The 18,540-nt window shown below is 69.3% G+C and carries 16 protein-coding genes and 1 pseudogene; 4 read left to right on the forward strand and 13 right to left on the reverse strand.

The features are described from left to right. Nucleotides 1-4: 4 nt before the first annotated feature. The 10 genes and pseudogenes from FHY06_RS03670 to FHY06_RS03715 form a co-directional block, all read right to left on the reverse strand. Nucleotides 5-1,606 (reverse strand): MFS transporter, encoded by a 1,602-nt coding sequence (locus FHY06_RS03670; RefSeq protein WP_184603425.1) that lies wholly within the window; start codon nt 1,604-1,606, stop codon nt 5-7. A 154-nt stretch (nt 1,607-1,760) separates the two neighbouring features. Next, nucleotides 1,761-2,393: a PqiC family protein gene (locus FHY06_RS03675; RefSeq protein WP_184603427.1), complete on the reverse strand. Its 633-nt coding sequence runs from the start codon at nt 2,391-2,393 to the stop codon at nt 1,761-1,763. Further along, complete coding sequence (locus FHY06_RS03680) at nt 2,390-4,060, reverse strand: PqiB family protein (protein WP_019652600.1); 1,671 nt, start codon at nt 4,058-4,060, stop codon at nt 2,390-2,392. The genes FHY06_RS03675 and FHY06_RS03680 overlap by 4 nt, the downstream gene beginning before the upstream one ends. After that, nucleotides 4,057-4,728 (reverse strand): paraquat-inducible protein A, encoded by a 672-nt coding sequence (locus FHY06_RS03685; RefSeq protein WP_051127541.1) that lies wholly within the window; start codon nt 4,726-4,728, stop codon nt 4,057-4,059. The genes FHY06_RS03680 and FHY06_RS03685 overlap by 4 nt, the downstream gene beginning before the upstream one ends. A 104-nt stretch (nt 4,729-4,832) precedes the next feature. Next, nucleotides 4,833-5,492: a paraquat-inducible protein A gene (locus FHY06_RS03690; RefSeq protein ID WP_019652598.1), complete on the reverse strand. Its 660-nt coding sequence runs from the start codon at nt 5,490-5,492 to the stop codon at nt 4,833-4,835. Nucleotides 5,493-5,512: 20 nt separating this feature from the next. After that, complete coding sequence (locus tag FHY06_RS03695; protein ID WP_184603429.1) at nt 5,513-6,985, reverse strand: MFS transporter; 1,473 nt, start codon at nt 6,983-6,985, stop codon at nt 5,513-5,515. After that, nucleotides 6,985-8,217 (reverse strand): multidrug effflux MFS transporter, encoded by a 1,233-nt coding sequence (locus FHY06_RS03700; protein ID WP_184603430.1) that lies wholly within the window; start codon nt 8,215-8,217, stop codon nt 6,985-6,987. The genes FHY06_RS03695 and FHY06_RS03700 overlap by 1 nt, the downstream gene beginning before the upstream one ends. 73 nt (nt 8,218-8,290) lie before the next feature. Beyond that, nucleotides 8,291-9,314, reverse strand: a pseudogene (locus tag FHY06_RS03705) (LLM class flavin-dependent oxidoreductase). Nucleotides 9,315-9,323: 9 nt separating this feature from the next. Then, nucleotides 9,324-10,184, reverse strand: a complete 861-nt coding sequence (locus FHY06_RS03710; protein ID WP_145758484.1) for a CmcJ/NvfI family oxidoreductase — start codon at nt 10,182-10,184, stop codon at nt 9,324-9,326. Nucleotides 10,185-10,197: 13 nt separating this feature from the next. Further along, nucleotides 10,198-10,995 carry an SDR family NAD(P)-dependent oxidoreductase gene (locus FHY06_RS03715; RefSeq protein ID WP_126181861.1) on the reverse strand — a complete coding sequence of 266 codons (798 nt, stop codon included), beginning with the start codon at nt 10,993-10,995 and terminating at the stop codon, nt 10,198-10,200. 199 nt (nt 10,996-11,194) lie between these two features. Between FHY06_RS03715 and FHY06_RS03720 the strand changes: the two genes are divergently transcribed. The 3 genes from FHY06_RS03720 to FHY06_RS03730 all read left to right on the forward strand — a co-directional run bounded on the left by FHY06_RS03720 (nt 11,195) and on the right by FHY06_RS03730 (nt 14,776). Next, nucleotides 11,195-13,063, forward strand: a complete 1,869-nt coding sequence (locus FHY06_RS03720; protein ID WP_184603432.1) for a M48 family metallopeptidase — start codon at nt 11,195-11,197, stop codon at nt 13,061-13,063. Nucleotides 13,064-13,141: 78 nt separating this feature from the next. Beyond that, nucleotides 13,142-14,440: an MFS transporter gene (locus FHY06_RS03725; protein WP_019652591.1), complete on the forward strand. Its 1,299-nt coding sequence runs from the start codon at nt 13,142-13,144 to the stop codon at nt 14,438-14,440. 174 nt (nt 14,441-14,614) lie between these two features. Further along, nucleotides 14,615-14,776: an HHHH-motif protein gene (locus FHY06_RS03730; protein ID WP_019652590.1), complete on the forward strand. Its 162-nt coding sequence runs from the start codon at nt 14,615-14,617 to the stop codon at nt 14,774-14,776. A 108-nt stretch (nt 14,777-14,884) separates the two neighbouring features. On the opposite strand, the gene FHY06_RS03735 is transcribed toward FHY06_RS03730, so the two are convergent. Both FHY06_RS03735 and FHY06_RS03740 read right to left on the reverse strand, forming a co-directional pair. Then, nucleotides 14,885-15,505, reverse strand: coding sequence for a pyridoxamine 5'-phosphate oxidase family protein (locus FHY06_RS03735; RefSeq protein ID WP_184603435.1), 621 nt, complete (start codon nt 15,503-15,505; stop codon nt 14,885-14,887). After that, nucleotides 15,502-16,668 (reverse strand): MFS transporter, encoded by a 1,167-nt coding sequence (locus FHY06_RS03740; RefSeq protein WP_184603437.1) that lies wholly within the window; start codon nt 16,666-16,668, stop codon nt 15,502-15,504. The genes FHY06_RS03735 and FHY06_RS03740 overlap by 4 nt, the downstream gene beginning before the upstream one ends. Before the next feature lie 78 nt (nt 16,669-16,746). Between FHY06_RS03740 and FHY06_RS03745 the strand changes: the two genes are divergently transcribed. Then, nucleotides 16,747-17,634 carry a LysR substrate-binding domain-containing protein gene (locus tag FHY06_RS03745; protein ID WP_184604102.1) on the forward strand — a complete coding sequence of 296 codons (888 nt, stop codon included), beginning with the start codon at nt 16,747-16,749 and terminating at the stop codon, nt 17,632-17,634. Here FHY06_RS03745 and FHY06_RS03750 read toward each other — a convergent pair. Next, nucleotides 17,631-18,497 carry an NmrA family NAD(P)-binding protein gene (locus FHY06_RS03750; RefSeq protein ID WP_184603439.1) on the reverse strand — a complete coding sequence of 289 codons (867 nt, stop codon included), beginning with the start codon at nt 18,495-18,497 and terminating at the stop codon, nt 17,631-17,633. The genes FHY06_RS03745 and FHY06_RS03750 overlap by 4 nt on opposite strands. Between the last annotated feature and the right edge of the window lie 43 nt (nt 18,498-18,540).

Here is an 18,540-nt window from a genome sequence, read left to right on the forward strand (position 1 = left end):
CTCCTCAGTTCCTGCTGCCGGGGCCTCCTGCAGGCTTGCTCCGGATCATCAGCCAGGCGCTCACCGCACTGAGCACCGCCAGGGCCGCGCTCGACAGCATCACCCAGCGAAACCCCGCGACGAAGGATTCGGCCACCGCGCGCTTGACCGCGGCCGCGGTCGCCGCGTCCACGCCCGGCGGCACCGCAGCGCCTCCGAGCTTGCTGCGTTCGCCTTCGAGAAATGCCGCCAGCTGCGGCGAAGCCCCCATCTCGCGCAGGTGCGCCGCCAGCGCCGCGTCAAAGGCCCAGGCCATGAGCGCGCCGAACACCGCGATCGCCAGCACCGCCGCCGCGCGCGACACCGCGTTGTTCACGCCCGAGGCCACGCCCGCCAGGTCGGCGCCGACGGAGTTCATCACCGTGGTCGTCAGCGGCGCCACCGTCACCGTCATGCCGAAGCCCAGCACCACCACCGCCGGCAGGAAGCCGCTCCAGAAGCTCGCGCCGACGCCCGGCAAGGCGAAGAGGGCGAAGCCCACGGCGGCGATGGACGGGCCGATCACCAGCGGCATGCGCGGCCCGAACCGGTCGACCAGCTGCCCCGCCCAGCCCGAGAGCGCGAACATGATGAAGATGAAGGGCAACAGCGCCGCGCCGGCCACCGTGGCCGAGTAGCCCTGCACCTGGATCAGGTTGAGCGGAAAAAAGTACAGCCCGCCGCCCAGCGCCGCATAGAGCAGCAGCGTGAGCAGGTTGGCGCCGCTGAAGTTGCCGATGCGCAGCAGCTGAAGCGGCAGCATCGGCGTGCGCGCCCTGTGCTCGGCGAAGAAGAAAGCCACGCTGCCAAGCAAGCCGATGGCCAGCGCACAGAGCACCGCCGCCGAACCCCAGCCCTGCGTCGGCGCCTCGATGAAGGCGTAGACGATGCCGCCGAGACCTGCCGTCGCCAGCAGCGCGCCCCACAGGTCGAGCCCGCCGGTGGCGGAAGCTCCGCGGCTTTCGGGCACGTGGCGCCACACGATCCACAGCACCAGCAGCGCCATCGGCACGTTGATGAGGAAGGCCCAGGTCCACGAGAAGTGATCGACCAGGAAGCCGCCCAGCACCGGCCCCACCGCCCCCGTGATGCCGCTGAAGCCCGACCAGGTGCCGATGGCCTTGCCCCGCTCCTTCTCCGGAAAGGCCGCGCTGATGAGCGCGAGGCTGCCCGGCACCAGAAGCGCACCGCCGATGCCCTGCACCGCGCGCGCGGCGATCAGCTGCTGCACATTGGCCGCGAGCGCGCAGGCCACCGATGACAACGCGAAGATGCCGACACCGATCGCGAACACGCGCCTGCGCCCGTAGTGATCGCCCAACGCCCCGCCCACCAGCAGCAGCGCCGCCAGCAGCAAGGCATAGGACTCGACCACCCATTGCGCCTGGAAGGCGGTTGCGTGCAGGTCGGACTGGATGGCCGGCAGCGCGACGTTGACGACGGTGCCGTCGATGAAGGCCATGCTCGAGCCGACGATGGCCGCTGCCAGCACCCATGGCCTGGCGGCTTCGGGACAGCCGGTCTCCTCGGGGCGGGCGCCGTGCAGGATCAGCGTGTCGTCGCAGGGCGCCTTGCCGATCTGTGCCATGGGGTCTCCTTTTGATGGGATTCCGTCTTGCTCCTTCCCCTCTGGGGGAAGGTCGGGATGGGGGCAGCCCCCGCACGATACGCCATGCTTCCTCGAGCGCTGCCGTGCCCCCACCCCTGCCCTCCCCCAGAGGGAGAGGGAGAAACAGCCAGGATCAGGTTGCGCAGGCGGTCGCCGAGGGATTGGCCAGCGCCGCGCTCACGCTGCGCGCCATCGCGGCGGCGGCGGCCGAGGTCACGCGCTGCGCACCCTGCGCCAATGCGTCCATGCCGCTGCCCACGGGCTCGCCAAGGCTCAGCTGGCAGATCATCGTGCGCGCCTCGTCGGAGCGCCGCAGCGTCCAGGTGAAGTTCGCGTCCACGCGAGCGCCGTCCACCGCATCGAACTGCCGCAGCTGCACCGCGATGCGCCACAACGGGAGCGAACTCTGCCGGCCGCCCTTGGTCACGTCGAGCGCGCCGAGCCGCCCGGCGATGCCGCTGGCCAGCGCGTCGCGCAGTTCGTTCTCGAAGGACGAGGCCCAGCGGTGCTGCTCCAGCACGTCGACCTGCACGCTGCCGTCGGGACGGCGCACCACCATCTGGGGCCGGGCCAGCCGCTCGGGCACGGCCACCGGCGCGAGCTCGATGTAGACCGGTGCGGTGCCGCCGATCGTCGAGGGCGCTGCGTCGGCTGCGGCCACCGGGCTCGCCAGCGTGTAGTAGTTGTCGGGCTTGCTGGCGCAGCCCGAGAGCGCGACCAGCGCTGCGGCAAGGTACGCGGGATAGGCAAGGTGTTTCGTCTTCATTTCTTGTTGTCGTCCGGTTTGCCGCGCAGCAGCGACTCGGGGTGGCGCTCGAGGTAGTCGGTCAGCACGCGCACCGAGCCGGCGGCGCGGGTGAGCTCCTGCAGTGTCTGTCGCATGTCCTGCTGCAGCGGCGAGTCGTCGGCCAGCGTGCGCTCGGCCGTGTTCACGGTCTTGCGCACGTCCTTCATGGCTGCAGCCAGCTCGGGCGTGACGTCGTTGTTGATGCGCTTGACCGTCTGCTCGGCGGCCGTGAGGGTCTTGTTGAGCGTCGCGAGCGTGGTGCGCAGGTCGGCCGCGATCTGCTCGTAGGGCACCTTGTTGAGCTTGGTCGCGATCTCCTGCACCTGCGACTGGATCTCGTCGAGGCTGTTGGGCACCGTGGGCAGCTCGATCGGGTTCTTCGACAGGTCGATCTTGGCGGCAGGCGCCTTCGGGAAGAAGTCGAGCGCCACGTAGACCTGGCCGGTCAGCAGATTGCCGTTGCGCAGCTGCGCGCGCAGGCCCTTCTCGGCCAGGAAGCGCAGCCGCTCCTGCTGGCTGAAGCGCGACTCGGTGCCGGTCTCGCCGGCGCGGCGGCGCAGGCGGTCTGGATAGACCTGCACCAGCACCGGCATGCGGAACTCGCGCTCGGCGCGGTCGAATTCGACGCCGATCGACTTCACCTCGCCGATCACCACGCCGCGGAAATCGACCGGCGCGCCCGGCGCCAGGCCGCGCAGCGACTGGTTGAAGTACATCAGCAGCGTCTGCGAAGGCCCGTCGGGCTCCTTCATGGCCGTCGTTTCGTCCTGCGCCAGCGCGAAGGAGGCGTTCTCGTTCGCCGTCGGCCCCATGGCGTCCTCGGGCGCGCGGAAGGCGATGCCGCCGAGCAGGATCGTGGCCAGCGACTGCGTGCGCAGCGTGAAGCCGCTGGCGCTGAGCTGCGCATCGATGCCGCTGGCCTGCCAGAAGCGGGTGTTCATGCCCACGAACTTGTCGTACGGCGCATTGACGAACACGCGCAGCGTCACGCCGCGACCGTCGCCGTCGAGCTCGTAGGCCGCCACCTGGCCGACCTTGATGCGCCTGAAGTAGACGGGCGAGCCGACGTCGAGCGAGCCGACGTCGTTGGCGCGCAGCAGGAACTGCTTGCCGGAGTCGTCGCGGGTGACGATGGGCGGGCTCTCCAGGCCGGTGAACTCGCCCGCCGTTTCCTTCGACACGCCTGCGTCTGCCCCGATGTACGCACCCGACAGCAGCGTGTTGAGGCCCGAGATGCCGGAGGTGTCCAGCCGCGGGCGCACCACCCAGAAGCGCGAGTCTTCCGCGGTGAAGCCCTGCGCGTCCTTGTTGAACTGCACCAGCACGCGCACGTGCGAGCGGTCGCGCGCCAGGCGCAGGCTGGTGACCAGGCCGATCTGCACGTCCTTGTACTTGACGGCCGTCTTGCCCGCCTCCAGCCCCTCGGCGGTCTTGAAGGTCAGCACCACCTCCGGGCCGCGCTCCATGATGATGCGCGCCACCAGCGTGATGCCGACCAGCGCGGCCACGATGGGAATCAGCCAGATCAGCGAGGGCAGCCACTCGCGCCGGCGCACCACGCGCGGCTTGGGAAGCGGGTGCTGGCCTGTCGGGCTCGGCCGGGCGGATGGTGCCGGGTCGTCTTGGGGTCGGTCGTCTTCACTCATGCTGGTTTCTCGTCCCTTTTTTCATGTCCCTGTACAAGCTGCTCGTGCCGTGCGGCTTCCTCGTTGTCCTGCAGGATGGCCTGGTCCTCCCGGCTGTCCCAGGTGAGCTTCGGGTCGAAGCTCAGCGAGGCCAGCATGGTCAGCACCACCACCGAGCCGAAAGCCGCGATGCCTACGCCAGCGGTGATGACCGCAAAGCCCTGGATCTGCACCAGCCCGGTCAGCAGCGACACCACGAACACGTCGAGCATCGACCAGCGGCCGATGATCTCGATGATGTGATAGAGCTTCGCCCGCTCCCGCCGCCGCCATGTGCTGCCGCGCTGCGCCAGCACCACCAGCAGCAGGAGCACGGCCAGCTTGAACAGCGGCACCAGGAAGCTCGCGATGAAGACGATGGCCGCCAGCCCGTAGGCGCCGGACACCCAGAAATAGATCACGCCGCTCAGGATGGTGTCGTTCTGCGTGCCGAACAGCGTGCGCGTGATCATCACCGGCAGCAGGTTGGCCGGGATGTACATCATGCAGGCCGCGATCAGGAAGGCCCAGGTGAGCTTCAGGCTCTGTGGCTTGCGCGTGTGCAGGTGCGTGCCGCAGCGGCCGCAGGGTTCGCCGTCCTGCGCGTCCTTCCAGACGGCGCCGCAGTGGCGGCAGGCCATGTAGCCCATCGAGGCGGCGGTGGGCGACTTCGCGTCTTCTTCATGTTCGTGGTGGTACCGGTCGCCGTAAGCCGCGAGGCTTCCGAGGCGCTGCCGGACGCGTCCCAGCGGCTTCATGCCGATGCCCCGCCTTTCCCTTCGCCAGGTTCGTCGCCGACCTTCTCGCCCCTCGGGCGGAACGCCATCCCCCAGAACGCGCCCGGGTCGAACGACAGCACCGCCGTCAGCATCACCGTGAGCGCCACGAAGGCCCACAGCGCCGGCCCCGGGACCACGGTCGCCATGCTCGAAAGCTTGACGATGGCCACGAGAACGCCCAGCAGGAACACCTCGATCATTCCCCAGGGCCGCAGCGACTGCATCGCCCGCACCAGCAGCGCGAAGCCCAGGGGCCGGTGCTCGCGGCTCAGCGGAACCAGCAGGTAAGCCAGGATGCAGAGCTGCAGGAAGGGAAAGAGGATGGTCGTGGCCAGCACCAGCAGCGCCACCACCGACATGCCCTCGGCGCTGAGCGCCACCACCGCGCCGGCCAGCGTGGTCTGGCTGCGCATGCCCTGCAGCTCGATCTCGACGATGGGGAACAGGTTCGCGATGGCGAACATGATCAGGCAGGCCACCGTCAGCGGGAGGATGCGGCGCTCCTGCTGCCCCGGATGCCGGTCCAGCTCGGTGCCGCAGCGCGGACAGCGCGCCACGTCGCGCGGGCGCAGCGGCGTGCGGCCATAGACCGCATCGCAGCCCGGGCAAACCACGGTATCAGGTACTTCCGTCATGGATGAGTACCCTAACTCATTCAGCCGCCGTGGCTTGTCGTCTTGAGCCGCAGGCTGCTGAAAACCGCCGCCACCGCGGCAAAGCTGGCGGCCAGCACCAGCGCGACCACCGGCCCGTGGCCGCCATGCGGGCTCCAGAAGCTGAAGACGCCCGCCAGCACCACGGCGCCCAGCGTCTGCCCGGTGAGCCGGGCCGTACCCAGCATGCCGCTGGCCGCACCACTGCGGTGCGCCGGCGGCGAGCTCACGATGGTGTGGTTGTTCGGCGACTGGAACAGCCCGAAGCCCAGCCCGCACAACGCCATGCGCCAGGCGATGTCGGCATTGCCCGGATGCGCTGGCAGCGCCGCCAGCAACCCCAGCCCGATGGCCAGCAGGCCCAGCCCGATGCCTCCCAGCAGCCCGTCGGGGTAGCGCCCGATCAGCTTGCCCGCGATGGGCGCCATCACCACGATGGCCAGGGGCCAGGCCGTGATGAGCAGGCCCGCCTCGATGTGGCTGCGCCCGTACACCTCCAGCAGCAGGAAAGGCAGCGAGATGTAGGCCAGCATCTGCGCGCAGAACGCCGCAACCGAGGTGCCCATCGACAGCGCGAACACCGGGATGCGCAGCAGGTCGATCGGGAAAAGCGGCACGGCTTGCTTGCGCTGGCGCCGCAGGTAGACGAAGCCGACCACCAGTCCGGCCACCAGGATGCCCCAGGCCGACGCCTGCGAGCCGCCCGCGCCCTGCGCCCCTCCCTCGCGCACGCCCAGCCGGTCCACGCCCAGGAACACCAGCGAGAACATCAGCACGTTCAGCGCCACGTCGAGCGGCGAGAAGCGCAGCCCCGCGGCTGGCGGCACGCGGTTGAAAGGCAGCGCCTTCATGCCGAGCGCGAAGGTGACGATGCCCAGCGGCACGTTGATGGCGAAGAGCCAGGGCCACGAAGCCACCGACAGGATCGCCGCCGCCACCGAGGGCCCTGCCACCGACGAGGTGGCCACCACCAGCGAATTGATCGCCATGCCCTTGCCCAGCTGCGACGACGGGTACGTGAGACGCACCAGCGCCGCATTCACGCTCATGATGCCGGCCGCGCCCAGGCCCTGGAAAGCGCGCGCCGCGATCAGCGTGCCCAGCGAGTTGGCGAATGTGGCGGCCAGCGAGGACAGCGTGAAAACCGCCATGCCGACCAGGTACACGCGCCGGTAGCCCACGAGGTCGCCCAGCGAGGCCAGCGGCAGCAGCATCACCAGCGTGGCGATCTGGTAGGCGTTGACCACCCAGATCGACTGCGACGGGCTCGCGCTGAGTTCGCGCGCAATGCCCGGCAGCGCGAGGTTGACGATGGTGCCGTCGAGCACCGCCACGATCAGCCCGAGGATGATGACCAGCATCGCCCTGCCGCGCTCCGGCTGGGACAGCCCGTCGACGGGTCTTGGCGCCGTGGTGCCGCCGTTGTTGTTGTCTTCGGCGGCCGGGAGCGCGGCGCCTGCGCGTACCGTGTTCATCAGGCTTGCTGTGTCCTTCCTGTCTTTCCTGCCTTGCCCGTGGGCTCCGAGCGCACGCCGCCCAGCGTGAGCCAGGTCAGCACCTGCGCGATGAGCGCGCCGGCGGCCATGCCGGCCACCATCGGCAGCGGCCTGCCGTCGGTGAAGAAGCCCACCACCGCCATCGCCAGTGCGCCGGTGAGCATCTGCAGCGTGCCCAGCAGCGCCGAGGCCGTGCCTGCGATGGCACCGTGCATTTCGAGCGCGAGAACGCCGGTGGTCGGGATCACCAGCCCCATGAAGCCCGAGGCGATGAAGTACAGGACGATCAGCACCCAGATGCTGTCGCCGCCCATCGCGAAGTAGGCGAACATCGCGATCATCGCGGCGCCGCAGCACACCACGCCGAACTTGACGAGGTTGACCAGCCCGTAGCGCTCGCCCAGCGCACCGGTGAACTGCGAGGCGCCGATGAAAGCGGCCGCGTTCACACCGAAGGCCACGCTGTAGAGCGCGGGCGACAGGCCGTAGTGGTCGATCATCACGAACGACGAGTTCGCGAGGTAGGTGAAGAAGCCCGCCATCGCGAAGCTGCCGATGAACACCAGCCCGAGGTAGTGCGAGTCGCGCAGCAGCAGCCAGTAGGCCGACAGCGCGCTGCCGAGGCTGCTTTCGACGCGCTCCGAAGCCGGGCGGGTTTCGTCGAGCAGCTTCGCCATCATGGCGAGGCCGACCACCGCGGCGATGCTCACCGCCCAGAACACGCCGCGCCAGCCGGCGAACGCGATCACGGCGCTGCCCGCGAGCGGCGCGAGGATCGGCGACACGCTGAACACCAGCATCAGCAGCGACATCAGCCGCGCGGCGTCGGTGCCGGTGTGCAGGTCGCGCACCACCGCGCGCGGGATCGCCATGCCGGCCGCGGCGCCCAGGCCCTGGACGAAGCGCAGCACGATCAGCGTCTGGATGTCGGTCGCCAGCGCGCAGCCGATGCTCGCCAGCGCGAAGAGCAGCAGCCCCGCGTACAGCGGCGGCTTGCGGCCCACCATGTCGGAGACCGGTCCGTAGAGCAGCTGCCCGGCGCCCAGCGACAGGAAGAAGGCCGTGAGGCTCATCTGCACCGCGCCGATGTCGGCGCGCAGGCTCTGTCCGATGGCGGGCAGCGCCGGCAGGTACATGTCGATGGCGAATGGCCCGATGGCCGAGAGCAGGCCCAGCAGCAGGGCCATCTTGAAGAAGGGGGAAGAACGCATCGAGCCGATTGTCGCGAAGCGCGGCGATCGGTGCAGGCGTGGGGTCGGCCCGGGCGCGGTTCAGCCCCCGTTGCTAATTCTGGGCAAAGAAACGGTTGCCTGGCCGTGGCAAGCCGAGGTTCTCGCGCAGGGTACGACCTTCGTACTCGCGCCTGAAGATGCCACGGCGCTGCAGCTCGGGCACCACCTTGTCGACGAAGGCATCGAGCCCGCCGGGCAGCCAGGGGAACATGACGTTGAAGCCGTCGCAGCCCTCGCTTTCCAGCCACTCCTGCATGGCGTCGGCGATGGTCTGCGCGGTGCCGACGAAGGCCAGGCCGCCGTAGCCGCCCAGGCGCTGTGCCAGCTGGCGCACCGTGAGGTTCTCGCTGCGGGCCAGCTCGATCACGCGGGCGCGGCCGCTCTGGCTCGCATTGGTCTCGGGCACGTCGGGCAGCGGGCCGTCGGGGTCGAACTTCGACGCATCGTGGCCCAGCGCGATCGAGAGCGACGCGATGGCGCTGTCGTAGTGCACGAGGCTGTCGAGCTTCGCGCGGATGGCGCGTGCCTCTTCCACCGTGTCGCCCACCACCACGAAGGCCGCCGGCAGGATCTTGAGATGGTCGGGGTCGCGTCCGATCGCGCGCATGCGGCCCTTGATGTCGGCATAGAGGCTGCGCGCACCGGCCAGCGTGCCCGGCGCGGCGAACACGGCTTCGGCAGTCTCGGCCGCAAGCTGGCGCCCCGCCTCCGAGGCGCCCGCCTGCACGATCACCGGCCAGCCCTGCACCGGCCGCGCGATGTGCAGCGGTCGAGGCGGTGGCCACCAGTCCGATGTGCTGCGTGTGCTGCGCCAGTGCCGACAGCAGCGTGAACGGCTCGAACGACGTCACCGTGTGGCTGCGCTGCAGCGCGGCCACGGGCATGTTCAGCACCGCGAGGTGGTCGGCCATGAAGAAGGCGTCGAAACGGCCCCGCTCCAGCGTCTGGGCCAGCTGCTTCAGGTGTGCGAAGTTGAAGTTCGCGTCGGGCCACGCGCCGGGATAGCGCCAGGCGCCGGTGTGGATGCTCACCGGGCGCATGAAGGCGCCCAGCCGCAGTTGCCTCGTGGTGCTCATGGACGGGGGCTACTTGCCGGCGGGCCAGAACACGAGCGCGCGCAGCTCGATGCTGCGGCGCGGCGGCGCCTCCTGCGAGCCCGTCGGATCCTCGAAGGCGGTGTGCGCGGTATAGCGCGCCACGCCCTGCTCCAGCGAGTCGTAGATCTTCAGCAGCAGCGCCTCGTCGGGCCGAAGCCTCGGGAACCAGTACCAGCGGTGCGCCGGGTTCCAGGTGAAGGAATAGGTCTCGCCCACCTTGTCGGGGTAGACCAGGTCGGTGGGCACGAGGTCATCGGGCGAGATGGAGCGCGCGTCGCACAGCGCGAGCGGCAGGCGCTCGACCGTGGCCAGCGGCCGCCAGAGGTTGACGATCGCGAAGCGGCTCTTCAGCCTCTCCTCGGCTTCGTCGTGGGGCAGATGGTCGCGCACGCGGCGCGGGCCGGAGACGAAGGTCTGGTCGTTGTGCACGCGGCGCACCGGCTCGCGCAGCGCGGCCGTGCGGCGCGAGCCCTGTGCGCTGTCGCGCAGCGTGTGGTCGAACACCACGATCTTCTCGGCGCCGGTCACGTCGCGCAGCAGCGCCTCGGCCTCGCGGTAGTAGATGTCGCGGATCGCCGCATCCTGGGAGAAATCGGCGAGCACGCTGCGGTGCGAGATCTGCGTGAAGCCGCTGCGGTCGAGCGAGAGTTCGTTCAGCGCGACCAGGGGGCGCCCGTCGCGGATCGCCACGCGGCGCGGCTCCAGTTCGCCGGTCACCCAGGGCGTGCCGGGCGGCGGCTCGAATGTGTAAGTCACGGGCCGCCCCTGCCCCGCCTTCAGGTAGTTCAGCTCCGCTTCCACCGAGGGCAGTGTGGCGGTCAACATCTGGCCATTCGATCCGACGCTCATGTAGCGTGACTCCTCAAAACGGTTCCTTGAACGGCCGCAGGTCCAGCTCCTGCGTCCATGCGCTGCGGTGCTGCACGTGCAGCTGCCAGTAGCTTTCAGCGATGGCTTCGAGCTGCAGCAGGCCGTCGTCGCCGGCCTGCTGCACGCGTTGTGGCGCGTTGCTGCGCAGGCGCTCGCCGTCGATGCCGCCATCGATGACCACATGCGCCACGTGAACACCCTGCGGACCGAATTCGCGCGCCAGGCTCTGGCTTAGCGAACGCAACGCGGCCTTGGCCGCGGCGAAGGCCGCAAAAGGCGGCTTGCCGCGCAGCGCCGCAGTGGCACCGGTGAACAGCAAGGTGCCGCGCGCGTGCTGTCCGCCCGCCTCGAAAGGATTGGCCAGCAGGCCGCGCAAGGCCTCATGCCCGAAGATGAAGCCGCCCAGCGCGCTGGTGCGCCAGGCCTGCGTGAACTGCTCGACCGAAAGCTCCAGCGTCGGCGCGCGCACCGCGCTCGCGGCGTTGAAGATGGCCACCGTGAGCGGGCCCAGCGCCCTCGCCTTCTGCGCAATGCCATGAATCTCGGCCTCGCTCGCCACGTCGCCCGCGAATGCATGGGCCCGGCCGCCGGCCGAGACGATTTCACCGGCCACCGCATCGAGCTGGGCCTGCGTCCGACCGGTCAGCGCGACGATGAAGCCTTCGGCCGCGAAGCGCCGCGCGAGCGCCGCGCCCAAACCCGCGCTGGCGCCGACACCGGCGATCCACGCGACGGGCGACGGCCCCGAACCAGAGGGCAACGAAGATGGGGTGTTGGAGGTGGCAGCCATGGATGAGCACGAAGGCTATACCTGCGCCCCGCGGTGCGGAACGATGCAAAAGGGATAACCTTATTCGGCGGCAGGTCGGTGCCCTGCACCGCTTGACGCCACCCCCAGCTTCACCGCACGCGCCGCGGCCGCTACGCTATGGGCTTCCCGGACCGTTCATAACAACTCGCAGCAATCGTCATCCAGGAGAAGATCGCCCATGGCTCTGGCCCGCACGGTTCACGCCGACCTCTTTCGCGTGTTCCTCCTCACCCTCGTCTCGCTGTTCGCCATTCCGGCCGCGACGCTCGCCTTCACCGAATACGCGCTGCGCTCGCAGGACGCCGAGTTCCTGCAGGCGATCGAGAAGCGCATCGCCAACGACAGCCGTCTCACGCTCGCCGAGAAGGCCGAGGCGACCGGCTTCTACCGCAGCCACCAGCTCTCCAAGGCCTGCGACGCCACCGCGGCCGAGGACAGGAACTTCCACGACAAGGTGTGCAGCCCCTATTCGATGCAGTGGCAGTTCCACTGGGCCGACCGCGCCGCCATCTGGACCATCGTGCTCGGCGCCGCGCTGCTCGCAGCGGCGCTGGTGCTGGGGGCGCTGGCCTTCGCCAACCGGGGCCTGCGCTACGCCAGCTTCGTTGCGGGCTGGCGGCTCATGACGGTGTCGTGCGCGGTCGAGGTCGTGCTGCAGAGCGCGATGCTGGTGTGGCTGTCGTTCTGGCTCACTGCGTACTTCTGGCACAGCTACTACATCAAGCTCATCGCGCTGGCGGGCATCGCGGCCGGCGCGGCGGTGTTCTACGCGATCTACACGCTGTTCAAGAAGCTGCCCTCGGGCAACGAGATCGAGGGCGAGCTGGTCTCGCAGGCCGATGCGCCGCGCCTGTGGGAGCGCATCCGCCAGCTCGCCGCCCGCGTGAAGACGGCGCCGCCCGACCACATCGTGGCCGGCATCGACACCAACTTCTTCGTGACCGAGGCGCCCTGCGAGGTCAAGGGCCGCACCCTGCAAGGGCGCACGCTGTTCGTGAGCCTGCCGCTCCTGCGCGTGCTCGACCAGACCGAGGCCGACGCCGTGCTCGCACACGAGCTCGCCCACCTGGGCGGCGGCGACACCCGCAGCAGCGCCGCGCTCGGCCCCAAGCTGCTGCAGTTCGACCAGTACACCTGGAAGATGCGAAGCGGCGGACTCACCATCGTGGCCCACTACCTGCTGCGGCTCTACCGCATGATCTTCGCCTTCGCGCTGGCCCGCGACAGCCGGGAGCGCGAGTACAAGGCCGACCGCGTTGCAGCAGGGCTCACCGCGCCGCATGCGATCGTGCAGTCGCTCATCAAGATCTCGGCCTATGCGAGCTACCGCAACGACGTGGAGCGCAAGCTCTTCGAACAGGATCGCGAGCATGACGGCGCCCTCGGCATCGCCCGCTTCGTCGCCGACGGCCTGCCGCCCTATGCCAGCTCGCCGGCTTTCATCGAGGCCATGAAGACGGCCGGCGTGCCGCACCCCTACGACAGCCATCCGCCGCTGCTCGAGCGCATGCGCAACGTGGGCCATCACGTGCCCGAGAGCGCCTATGGCGGCATCGTCGCGACCGCGCCGCAGGCCTCATGGGCCGACGAGATCGAGACCGCCCACGACATCGAGCAGCGCCTCTGGAGCGAGTACGAGCAGCGATTCGTGCAGAACCACGAGCTGAGCCTGGCCTACCGCTACGAACCCGCGACCGAGGAGGAGCGCGCCGTGGTGCTGCGCCACTTTCCGCCGGTGGGCTTCGAGCTGAAGAACGGCGAGCGCGTCGACATCAGCTACGAGGGCATGCACCCCAGTGCCAATGCTGCCGACGGCGGCTCGGCCATCCCGTGGGACGAGGTCAAGAGCCTGACCTACAAGGACGGCAGCTTCGGCGACACGCTCATCGTCACCCACCACGACAAGGGCATGCTGGGCGCGCGGACCACCAAGGTGAAGCTCGCGGGCCTCGGCAAGCAGAAGGAGAACTTCAAGGGCGTCGTCGGCCATTACTGGCGGCGCCACCAGATCATGAGGGCCCAACAACAGCAGCAACAACAGCAGTGACACCGGCGGCGTCGGCCGCCCTCCCCCGTTTCCCCAACCAGCCTCCACAAAACCATCCAACACCGGAGACAAGCAACCATGAACCCCGTAGAACAGAGAACCATCTCGAAGATCAGCTGGCGACTGCTGCCGCTTCTGATGGTCAGCTATTTCATCGCCTACCTCGACCGCGTGAACCTCGGCTTCGCCGGCGCGGCCATGTCCAAGGACCTGGGCTTCACCGCCGCCGTGTTCGGCAGCGCGGCCGGCATCTTCTTCCTGGCCTACTTCCTCTTCGAGGTGCCGAGCAACATGGCGCTGGAACGCTTCGGCGCGCGCCGCTGGATCGCCCGCATCATGTTCAGCTGGGGCGTCCTCTCGGCCGCACAGGCCTGGGTCGGCGGCTCGACCAGCTTCAACATCGTGCGCTTCCTGCTGGGCATCGCCGAGGCCGGCTTCTTCCCGGGCGTGATCTTCTACATCACGCTGTGGTTTCCGGCGGCGTACCGGGCACGCATCGTGGGCTGGTTCATGTTCGCCATCCCGATCTCGACCGTGATCGGGTCGCCCATCTCGGGCTACATCCTCAACATGGACGGCATCGGGGGCATGCACGGCTGGCAGTGGCTGTTCATCCTGGAAGCCGTGCCCTCGCTGATCCTGACCTTCTTCGTGCTGATGTACCTGCCCGACGGTCCGAAGGACGCCAGGTGGCTGACCGACGAGGAGCGCAGTTGGCTGCAGCGCACGCTGGACGCCGAGCGCGCCAACCGCGAGTCGATCAACAAGATCTCGTGGAAGCAGTCGCTGCTGAACCCGCGCGTGATCGGCCTGGGCTTCGTCTACATGGGCATCACGGTGCCGCTGTACGGCCTGAGCTTCTTCCTGCCGCAGATCATCAAGGGCTTCGGCGGACTGGGCAACGTGGAGATCGGCTTCATCAACGCCTTCCCCTACCTCGTGGGCGCCATCGCCATGCTGTTCTGGACGCGGGCTTCCGACGCGCGCAAGGAGCGCAAGTGGTTCCTGCTGATTCCGCTGGCCTGCATCTTCCTGGGCCTGGTGCTGGCTGCCCAGACCTCCGCGCCGGTGCCGAAGATGGCCGCCGTGACGCTGGCCGCCTTCGGCATCTTCAGCGCCCTGCCCACCTTCTGGACGCTGCCCACCGCCATCCTCAGCGGCACCGCTGCGGCGGCAGGTATCGCGTGGATCAACTCCATCGGCAACCTGGGCGGCTACATCGGCCCGACCATCTTCGGCACGCTCAAGGACAAGATGGGCAACGACTTCTACGCGGTGCTCTTCCTGGCGATGCTTTCGGCGGTGGCCATCGGGCTGGTGCTGATCATCGGGCACGACGCGCGCACGGAGCAGGCGCCTTCTGCGGGGCAGGCCTGAGGGCCCCGGGTAATCGCCACTCCCGCCATTCCATGCATTCCAGAAACCGCGATCCGCGATTTCTCGCAATCAATATGCAACAAGTGTCATCTGAATGTTGATCAGAACGTTCTACAGAGGCGCTCGTTGAACGACGCAATTCCTCGATCGATGTCTTTGCTCAGAAAGAACGCCATGAAGACCAAGCAACTCATCCTCTCCAGCGTCCTCGCCTTCGCCGGCCTCGCCATGCTGGCTCCCAGCATCGCCTCGGCGGCACCGCGCCACCACCACAAGCACAAGGTGTGCAAGTGGGATGCGCGCCATCACCACCGCGTCTGCCACTGGGTGCGCTGATCCAGGGTGCGCTGATCCGGCCGGCAGGCACGCCGGTCCGCGGACCGCAGGAAGAAAACGAGAAAGCCCGCGTCAGCGGGCTTTTTTCGTTCATGGGCCACGCCCGGCTCAGTACAGCGTGGCGCGCTGCCGGGCAGGCAGCTCCCGGTCGTATGTCTCGCCGTCGAAGGCCGACTCGGTCAGCGCCGACAGGATGGCACCGGGCGTCGGCACCTCGGGCTTCGCGTCCGCCGGCAGCGGCGCCCACAGCTTCGAGCGCTGGATCGCCCGGGCGCACTGGAAGAACACCGTCTCCACCGCGATGCTGATCACGCACTTCGGCGGCTTGCCTTCCATGGCGAAGCGCTCCAGCAGCGCCGGGTCGACCAAGATCTGCGCCCGGCCGTTGACCCGCAGCGTCTCGCCCACGCCAGGGATCAGGAAAAGCAGCGCCACGCGCGGGTCGGCCACGATGTTGCGCAGGCTGTCGATGCGGTTGTTGCCGCGCCGCTCGGGCATCAGCAGCGTCTTCTCGTCCTGCACCGCGACGAAGCCCGGCGGATCGCCGCGCGGCGAGGCGTCCAGCCCGCCCGGGCCGATGGTGGCGAGCACCGCGAAGGGCGACGCGGCGATCAGCGCCTGGTAGCTCGGGTGCAGGTACGGCACCTCCTTCTTGAGGGATGCCTCGCCGGGCAGGCCGAACAGGGCTTCGAGCTGGGCGACGGTTTCGATGGCGTGGGAGGTCGTCATGTGCTTTCCTGCTGGATGCTGGTCGATTGTGGCGAGGCGCCCCAGCCGCAGGCCAGCGCCGCCAGTGCGAGCAGCAAGGCGGTCACGCCGTAAATCCACGGTGGCGACGCGACCGGCAGCAGCAGCCCCGCAATGAGCGGCCCTGTTCCCGCGCCGATGTCGCGCCATACCGAGCGCGCCGCCAGCGCCTGCACGCGCTCGGGCCCCGGCGTGCGGCGGGCGACGATCGGCGGCAGCAGCGGCAGCTGCAGGGCTCGCAGCACCACGATCAGCGCCGCGCAGCTCCACAGCCATCCGAAGCCGAAGCCCACGAGCGCGATGGAGGTAATGAGCGAGAGGCTCACCAGCAGGCGCTCGGCGCCGAAGTGCTCGGCCATGCGGCCGCCGACGGGGCTCAGCAGTATCTCCGCGAGGTAGCGCAGTGCCATCAGCACGCCGGCGACGATCACCGCGCCGCCGGGCAGCAGGTCCTTGCCGAGATAGGAAAGGCCGACGATGAAGAGCCCGTCGAGCGCCAGCCCTTCCATGAACGACCAGCTGTCCAGGCTGTTGGGCAGCTTGAAGCGCCTGGTCGGCCTGGTCACCGGATGCGGCGCCTCGGGCAGCCGCCGCGTGACGAAGCACGCCAGCAGCGAGAACACCGCAAGGATCGCGAAGATCGTGCGCGGCCCCGTCCAGTGCGCCAGCAGTGCGCCCAGCGGCAGCGCGAGCACCGGCCCCATCGCGATGAAGGCGCGCGAACGGCCGTTGCGCCGCGCCGCGCCCACGGGGTCGGCAGTGGCCAGCGCCTGCGTCGACAGGTTCAGCGCCGCGAAGCACAGCCCCCACATCAGCCGCAGCGGCAGCAGCGCCCAGAAGCCCGAGAGCGTGGCGTAGCCCAGCCCGCATGCGGCCGCCGCCACCACGGCGATGGTGCAGGTCAGCCGGTCGCCGTTGCGGGCATAGAAGCGGGCCACGAAGCCGTAGCCGGCGATCCGCACCAGCCGGTTGGCCGCGAGCAGCATGCCGGCCTCTGCGAGCGTCACGCCGAACTGGCTCGCGTACATCGGCAGCAGCAGGTAGAGCACCACGTCGGCCGGCAGCGAGAGGCCCAGGGCCATCGCCGCGTGGCGGGAGTTCAGGTCGGTGGGGGATGTTGGAGAAGCGGGTGCGGTGCGTGACATCGAGCCTCGATGGTGCGCCGCCACATGCCCTGGCGACAAACGACATTAACGCCCTTCATGCGTGAGAAAATCGCACGCATGCCGCTTCGTGAGCCTCCCTTGAACGCCGTGCGCGCCTTCGCCGCCGCGGCGCGCCACCTCAGCTTCACGCGCGCGGCGCTCGAGCTGCACGTCACGCACAGCGCCGTGAGCCGGCAGATCAAGGGCCTGGAGGAGGTTCTCGGCGTCGCGCTGTTCGAGCGGCGCGTGCGCCAGGTCGCACTCACCGCCGAGGGCCAGCAGTTCTTCGCCGAGGTGCAGCCCGCGCTCGCACAGATCAACGCCGCAGCGCGGTCGCTGCAGTCGCAGGGGCCGGCGCACGCGGTGCGCATCAACGTGCGGCCATCCTTCGCGGTCCGCTGGCTCATTCCGCGCCTGCCCTCCTTCGTCGAGCGCTTTCCAGAGATCGAGCCGCAGGTCGTCACCAGCACCGTCATGCCAGAGGAAGCCGTCGGCAGCTTCGACATCGCGGTGCGCCGCGGCCTCGAAGGCTGGCCTTCGTCGGCGGAAGTGCGGCCCTTTCTCGAGGACGAGGTGCTGGTGGTCGGCGCGCCCGCTCTTTTCAGGACGCACCCCTTGCCCGACCTGCGCGCGCTGGCTTCGCACGTGCTGCTGTCGGCCCGCACCCGCAAGGACGACTGGGACGACTGGAAGAAGCAGGTCGGCGCGCCGCGTGCCCGGCCGGCGGGGCGGCTGCAGTTCGACCACCTGCACTTCGTGCTGCAGGCCGCGGTCGACGGACTGGGCATCGCGCTCGCGCCGACCTCGCTGGTGTCGCACGACCTCGCCTCGGGCCGCCTGCAGTCGCCGCTGCCCGAACTTCGCATGACGCTGGAGCGCTACTACTACGGGCTGGCGCCGGACGCCGCGCCGGAGGCCTCGTACGTGGTCGAGTGGTTCGAGCAGATGCAGGCCCGGGGCGCCTAGGCGGCTTCGCTGGCCAGCGAGCGGATCACCTCCGCCACGCTCACGCGGCCCTTGCGCACGCTCGCATCGTCGCCCTCGAAGCGGATCCATCCTTCGTTGAAGCCGTCGAGCATCTGGATGCGCGGCACCGGGTCTCGCATGCCTTGCGCGCGGAAGATCGCGCCCCAGTTCTCGCGCGGCACCGACTCGGCGCGCACCGGGCGTCCCAGCACTTGCGAGAGCGCCTCGGCAATGTCGTGCTGCGTCAGCCGCTGCGGCCCCTCGAGCTCGACGACGCGCGGCAGCTCGCCCTCGTGCAGCAGGAGTTCGGCGGCGAGGCGGCCGATGTCGGCCGTGGCCACCATCGGCACCGCGCGGTCGAGCGGCTGGAGGTAGCTGGACAACACACCGTGTTCGCGGGCCTGCGCGATGTCCCAGCGCAGGTTCTCCAGGAACCAGGCGGGCCGCAGGAAAGTGATCGCGAAGGGCAGCGTGCGCAGCGCCTCTTCCAACAACGTGCGCTGGCTCAGCAGATTGGGCTGGGCCGCCTGCGCGCCGACGGTCGACAGGCACACCACGCGCCGCGGCCGGGCGGTGTCGAGCGCCTGGCGCAGCGCGGCGTTCTCCGCCCTCACTTCGGGAAAGCCCGGCTCGGGGTCGAAGTTCGGTGGCGGCAGGACGAAGACGCCGGCCGCGCCCGAGAAAGCGCGCGTCAACGCCTGGGCGTCGTCCATCTCGGCAACGGCCACCTCGCAGCCGAGTGCAGCCCAGGGGCGGCCCCTGCCTTCGTCGCGGACGACCGCGCGAACCAGCTGCCCTTCGGCCAGCAGGGCGCGCGCGACTGCGCCGCCGACCTGGCCCGTGATTCCGGTGATTGCGTACATGAGAGTTCCTTGTTCCTGACTTGATTCGATGGGGTGACGCATG

The organism is Variovorax atrisoli (genome assembly GCF_014195185.1).
Taxonomy (GTDB): Bacteria; Pseudomonadota; Gammaproteobacteria; order Burkholderiales; family Burkholderiaceae_C; genus Variovorax; species Variovorax atrisoli.